Annotated in this window: 7 protein-coding genes; 2 read left to right on the top strand and 5 right to left on the bottom strand. The window is 36.2% G+C overall.

The genetic code is table 11. The features are described from left to right. Positions 1-258 precede the first annotated feature (258 nt). Positions 259-915 carry a Crp/Fnr family transcriptional regulator gene (locus tag BCR25_RS04205; RefSeq protein WP_069662375.1) on the bottom strand — a complete coding sequence of 219 codons (657 nt, stop codon included), beginning with the start codon at positions 913-915 and terminating at the stop codon, positions 259-261. A 235-nt stretch (positions 916-1,150) separates the two neighbouring features. Between BCR25_RS04205 and BCR25_RS04200 the strand changes: the two genes are divergently transcribed. Together BCR25_RS04200 and BCR25_RS04195 are read left to right on the top strand one after the other, a co-directional pair. After that, on the top strand, positions 1,151-2,371 hold the full coding sequence (locus BCR25_RS04200; RefSeq protein ID WP_069662374.1) for an MFS transporter: 1,221 nt from the start codon (positions 1,151-1,153) through the stop codon (positions 2,369-2,371). Positions 2,372-2,392: 21 nt separating this feature from the next. Beyond that, positions 2,393-2,575: a hypothetical protein gene (locus BCR25_RS04195; protein WP_069662373.1), complete on the top strand. Its 183-nt coding sequence runs from the start codon at positions 2,393-2,395 to the stop codon at positions 2,573-2,575. 51 nt (positions 2,576-2,626) lie between these two features. On the opposite strand, the gene BCR25_RS04190 is transcribed toward BCR25_RS04195, so the two are convergent. The 4 genes from BCR25_RS04190 to lplA are packed head-to-tail and all read right to left on the bottom strand — an operon-like array spanning position 2,627 to position 5,893. Further along, positions 2,627-3,445 carry a MetQ/NlpA family ABC transporter substrate-binding protein gene (locus tag BCR25_RS04190; protein WP_069662372.1) on the bottom strand — a complete coding sequence of 273 codons (819 nt, stop codon included), beginning with the start codon at positions 3,443-3,445 and terminating at the stop codon, positions 2,627-2,629. Between the two features lie 16 nt (positions 3,446-3,461). Next, positions 3,462-4,136 (bottom strand): methionine ABC transporter permease, encoded by a 675-nt coding sequence (locus tag BCR25_RS04185; protein ID WP_069662371.1) that lies wholly within the window; start codon positions 4,134-4,136, stop codon positions 3,462-3,464. Further along, positions 4,133-4,864, bottom strand: a complete 732-nt coding sequence (locus BCR25_RS04180; RefSeq protein ID WP_069662370.1) for a methionine ABC transporter ATP-binding protein — start codon at positions 4,862-4,864, stop codon at positions 4,133-4,135. Before BCR25_RS04180 ends, BCR25_RS04185 begins: the two co-directional genes overlap by 4 nt. Positions 4,865-4,879: 15 nt before the next feature. Further along, complete coding sequence (gene lplA, locus BCR25_RS04175) at positions 4,880-5,893, bottom strand: lipoate--protein ligase (RefSeq protein ID WP_069662369.1); 1,014 nt, start codon at positions 5,891-5,893, stop codon at positions 4,880-4,882. Between the last annotated feature and the right edge of the window lie 235 nt (positions 5,894-6,128).

The following is a 6,128-nucleotide window of genomic DNA, read 5'->3' as shown; positions in this document are numbered from 1 at the left end:
TATCATTATCTATTAGTGGTTGCAGCTGTTTGTGTAAAAGTTTCTGGGGTAATAAATAATTCATTTTATAACCTCCAAATAATTTATAGTTATTTGGCTATTATTATACGCTAAACCGCAACACAATGATACATATTTTTTATATTAACGTACATATAACTAAAAAATAGTCATTTATAAAAAATTATCCGATAACACAAAAAAACATCATAATCTTTTGATTACAATGCTTCTACCTCTTAAAATAACTTTTTTCCCTCACAAAATAATATGATCCTTCAACATGTCTAAATCCGTAATCAAAATCTTTCTATCCTGCATCTTGATCGCTCCTGATTCCTTCAACTGCTGCATCATTCGATTCACACTGCTGGCAGAAGTGATTCCGCAAAAATGGGCGATTTCTTCATTTGTTACGACAAAATCGATCAACAATCCTTCCTTTGTCGTAATGCCAAACGTATCGTACAATTCATAAATTTGTGTGCAAACTGCACCAAATTTACCATTCATCAACATCTGCTGCATCTTCTTCATTGAGTACATCAAGCGCTCACGATAATAATCTTTCACATACATTTGCAGGTTTTTGCTTTGATTGATGTCCTTCCAAAACTGTACACGGTCAATCTGATACAATTCAGCTTGTTCCGATTCTACACGAATATTGAACGGTGCATCAATAAATTGAGAATACTCATCTCTCAAAAGGGAAACGATTTCTAAATTATTGATATACCTCAAATTAAACTCTCGACCATCAGGAGAAATAACGCTGGTCTTGATGATTCCGCTTTTTAGTACGTAAGCATAACGATCCTGTAGTCCTTCATAAGTAAGGTAATTTTTTCTTTTCTTTACAACAACTCGAAAAGAATGTTTATCCAAATATTCTTGTAGTACATGACTATCCATCAGCGTTGCGCTCCCTATCCATTTTATTGTCATTCCTATTTAATAGGATATCACATCAAAAAACAATAACAAATGTTAATGACTTTTGTTTTGTTTTTTTGTTTTAAACGTTTTTTTACTACAAAACCGCATTTTTTTCCAGCAATTTTTTTGTATAGTAACACCTACAAAGATATTTCAGAAAATTTGTTGTATTTTCATATTTAACGATCACAGAAAGAAGGAACGTCAGAAAATGTCGGAACAATCAAAAGAAAAATTATTTAACAAAGGATTCATCAGTATCACCTTGATCAATTTCATTGTCTACTTAGTTTATTACTTATTGATGGTGATCATTGCCGTTATTGCACAAGATACACTGCATGCCTCTTTAGGACAAGCTGGACTTGCTTCCGGGATTTATATTATTGGAACATTATTTGCCAGATTATTTATGGGGAAAACACTGGAATTAATTGGTAGAAAAGCGGTTTTGAGATATGGAGCCTTGTTTTATTTGATCACAACGATTGCTTATCTTTATATTCCAAGTATTGGTATTCTTTATTTGGTTCGTTTACTAAATGGATTTGGCTACGGTACTGTCTCTACAGCAACCAATGCGATCGTCACAGCCTATATTCCAAAATCAAGACATGGTGAAGGAATCAACTATTATGGTTTGAGTACCAGCTTAGCAGCTGCTATTGGGCCTTTTATCGGCATGGTGCTATTGAACACAATGAACTTTTACTTTATTATCTTATTTTCAATCATTCTTATTTTGCTTACCACTGTAGCCTGTTTCATTTTTCCGGTGAAAAATATTCAGCTGACACCAGAACATCGTGCAAGCTTATCTCGCTGGAGCTGGGATAGTTTTATTGAAAAGAAAGTCTTGTTTATTGCATTTATCGGTTTCTTGATGGGCTTATCTTATTCAAGTGTTTTATCTTTTCTTTCCTCTTATGCCAAAGCGATTGATCTGGTTAGTGCTAGCTCGTTCTTTTTCGTTGTCTATGCATTAGTTATTACAGCAACACGACCGCTCTCTGGCCGAATTTTCGATGCTCGTGGAGAAAATGCAGTCATGTATCCTAGCTTCATTTTCTTGACTGCAGGACTGCTTTTCTTAAGTATCACAACATCTAGTTGGATGTTATTTGTGTCTGGCGGACTGATTGGCCTTGGTTATGGTACCTTTATGTCTAATGGACAGGCGATTTGTTTGAAAGCTAGTCCAAATAGTCACCGCATCGGCATTGCTTTATCTACTTATTTTATCGGCTTAGATTTAGGTTTAGGGGTTGGTCCTTATATTTTAGGGGAATTGCGAAACTTCTTATCTTTTCAGGAAATGTATTTCACAGCCGCTATGATTCCTGTTGCCTGCACAATTCTTTATGCACTTTTCTATCGATCAAAAGCAGTAGATTACACCACAGCACCTATTGAAAACTTAGAAGAACAATAATTGATTCGGAGGAACAATACGATGAGTACAGATGAACGTATGCTTGAAGTTTTAGAACAAACCTTAGTAAAAATCAATGAATTAAATACACGTTTAAGCCACATCGAACATGATCTGACTTCGATGGACAGCTATCAAATGACGATAAGTAATTATGCTAAAGAAATCGAATTAGCGGCAGAAAATAATAATATCATGGGATAATGAAAACGACCGTTGATTTCAGCTTTATGGCTGAGATTAACGGTCGCTTTTTTAAAATGCTGGTGTTAATGTTTCACTGTATTTTGTCTCTAAAAGCTCTCTGACCTCGTCACTGGTCATTGCCTTTTTCAGTGCTTGAATTTTATCTGAGTCTTTGTTGTCTTCTCGAGCAACTAAACTTATCGCAAAACGTTCATCAACTTTTTTTTCTAATAAAATGGCATCTTTCGGTGTCAAACCGATTTTGGCAATATACGTTGGATAATTGTAGACCATCGCAATGTCCTTTTCATTATAAGCTTCTGCCAAGTTCAACAAATCAACAGAAATCCACTCAAACTTTTTAGGATTTTCGACAATATCCTTGATCGTTCCGTTAAAACCAACACCTTCTTTTAGCTCAATCAAACCAGCCTCATCTAAAATCGCTAGTGCGCGGCCTTCATTTGAAACATCACTCGGCAATGCAATTCTGGCTCCATCAGGCAGATCGGTGATGTCTTTGTACTCTTTCGAATAAAAACCGACCTTCGCATTGTAGATTTTTTGAACAACCACCAGATTGCCATCTTTTTCTTCATTAAATTTTTGCATAAATGGCTCGTGCTGCGCAAAATTTGCATCAATTTCTTTGGCATTCAACAGCTCATTGTATTGAATATTATCATTGACTTGGACTAGCTCTACTTTATAGCCATCTTCAATATTTTTGCCAGCCAATTCAACCACTTCAACTGTTGAAGGGATATGAGAAGCGACTTTAATAACTTTGTCTTCTTTTTTTCCTGTAACAGCTTTGTCCTTTTGTCCACCGCATCCTACAACTACCAATCCTGTAACCACTAACATACTGATCAATAACTTCTTCATCTTTTGCTCCTATCACTTATTTTTTATTTATTCTCTTAGCAGCCCAACTGCCGCTAATTTGAATCAGACTAACAAAAACGATCATTAATACAATCGCCGTATACATCACTTCATACTCGTAGCGCTGATAGCCGTAGCGTAAAGCGAAATCACCGATCCCGCCACCTCCGACCACGCCCATCACGGTAGAATACGAAACCATACTGATCACAACTGAGGTCAACGCTAAAACCAACCCTGAACGTGCTTCTACATATAAAAAACGAAAGATCAACTGCCTCTTTGTACTCCCTAAAGCTTGAGCCAACTCTAAAATATCCTTAGGCACTTCAAGCAGTACCTGTTCCACGAGACGTGCGTATATCGCGACGGTCACAAAGCTTAAGGGAAATGCCGCAGCGTATGTTCCAAAGGCTGTGCCTAAAACAAATCGCGTAAACGGAATCAAGGCAACCACAAATAATAAAAAGGGAAATGAGCGAACGATATTGATATACCCATTTAAACAAACACCGATAAAATGATTTGATTTTGTTGGCATTTGTTTGGCTAAATAGACAAAGGTCCCTAAAGGCAATCCGAAAATGGTGCCGATCACAATTGAAATCAACAGCATCATGCCACTTTCTTGCAAAGCTTTTCCTAATTCAGGAAGATAATAAGTGATTTTTTCTATATATTCTACAATCATTTTAAGCTCTCCCGAATACGTTCGTAGTAAGAATCAAAGATTGGCTGTTGCTCGCTCTTTTCCAATACTATAATTTCCTGCATCTGCCCTTTGTCCAAAATAGCCGTACGGTCACACAACTGTTTGATCAGAGTCAATTCATGGCTGACAATAACCATCGTCGTTCCAAATGTTTGATTGATTTTTCGCAAAAGTTGAGTCACATCAGATGCATTTTGTCCGTCTAACGCAGAAGTCGGTTCATCACATAACAAAATTTCTGGATCGGTGATCAACGCACGTGCGATTCCTACACGTTGCTTTTCACCGCCGCTTAGCTGTTTAGGGTAATGATCAGCTTTTTCCTCTAAATGAACAAACTCGAGTACTTTTTGAATTTTTGTTTCATCATACACTTTATTTAAACGTAGCGGCAGTCCGATATTTTCCTTAACTGTTTGATTATAGAGCAAATTGAATTGTTGAAAAATCATGCCGATTTTTTTTCGGCTACGACGTTCTTCGGCTTCATTAAAGGTTGTAATGTCATGATTATCTACCAGGATCTGACCTTGATCGGGTTGTTCCAATGTATTGATCATTCGTAATAAGGTTGATTTTCCCGAGCCGCTTTCACCGATCACTCCGAAAATCTCATGGTTTTCGATTTGTAGATTAATGTCTTTTAAAGCAGAAATTCTCGCCCCATTATGATCATAACTTTTTGATACTTGGTTAAATATTATCATCTGATTTCCTCCGAATTAATCTACCATTAGCTGCAGAAACTCGTCTTTGGTTACATTATTAAAGTATTCATTTATCGGAATATCCTTCAATCTATGGTTGATTGCCTCACGTTGATACTCACAGCCAATTAACAGTTGTTCGATTTCTTTCGTCTCTTTTTGGCTAAAATAATCCCCATAGATCGCGATTGCGGAAATTCGTCCTTTTTCTACAGAAATATTTGCTTCAATCAGCCCACCTTGAAATTTTTCTTCTCGCTGGATTGTAAATTTAGGTTCTTCTCCGAAAATCCACTCATCATTTCCATAAATATCAGTTACAAGCTGATCGATAGCTAACTCATCTTCTTTCGTTAACAAGTACTCGTATTCTTTTATTTCAGCCAATGTATTAGCGTTAAATAAATGTAAAAGTAAATGATCTCGAAAAGCTTCTGTAGTAATCGCTTGGTATCGTTCAGATAAATAGGGTTTTAGATTTGTTACTCGACTTCTGACAGATTTTGTTCCTTTTGATGCAAGCTTCTTTTCAGAAACTGTCAGTACCCGACTAACTTCATCTAGATTTACATCTAACATCAATGTACCATGAGAATACATTTTTTTGTTTTTAGTGTACATCGCATTACCAGAAAATTTTTTCCCATCGATCAATAGATCATTACGTCCACTGATTTCTGCATCAACGGCTCCCAATTCATGCAGCGCATCAAGAATTGGTTGCGTGAAGCGTTTGAAATCACCGAATGCTTCGTGATCTGCATTCACCACAAAACTAAAGCTAAGATTACCCAGGTCGTCATAGACGGCACCGCCGCCAGACAATCTACGTGTAATGGTAATATTCTTTTCTTTAGCATAGTTTAAATCGACCTCTGCTCGGACATTTTGATTACGACCGACAATCACACAAGGGTTCTGAATATAGAATAAGACTACAGGCTCGTCAAACTGCTTATGGTTCAATATGTATTGTTCTGTAGCCAGGTTCCGACGGATATCACGAGAGGGCATCACGACATAATACATTTTCTTCCTCTTTTCTATTAAAGTGCTTTCAAAAACAGTCTAACATTCTCAATTATAAAATTACATATATTTGCTTAGAAAAGTCCTATTTTATAAGAAAAAACTATATTTTATATAACAGACAATACCATTTGAAACAGTTTTTAATACACAAATATGTCCGTTAACATTTTTAGTTATTATAAAAAACAGTACAACAACCAGAAATTATTCTAGCTGCTGTACTGTTTTGTCT

It is taken from the genome of Enterococcus termitis, from assembly GCF_001730305.1.
Taxonomy (GTDB): Bacteria; Bacillota; Bacilli; order Lactobacillales; family Enterococcaceae; genus Enterococcus_L; species Enterococcus_L termitis.
The sequence above is the reverse complement of the archived record's forward strand: the minus strand, read 5'-3'. Positions and strand labels throughout refer to the sequence as shown.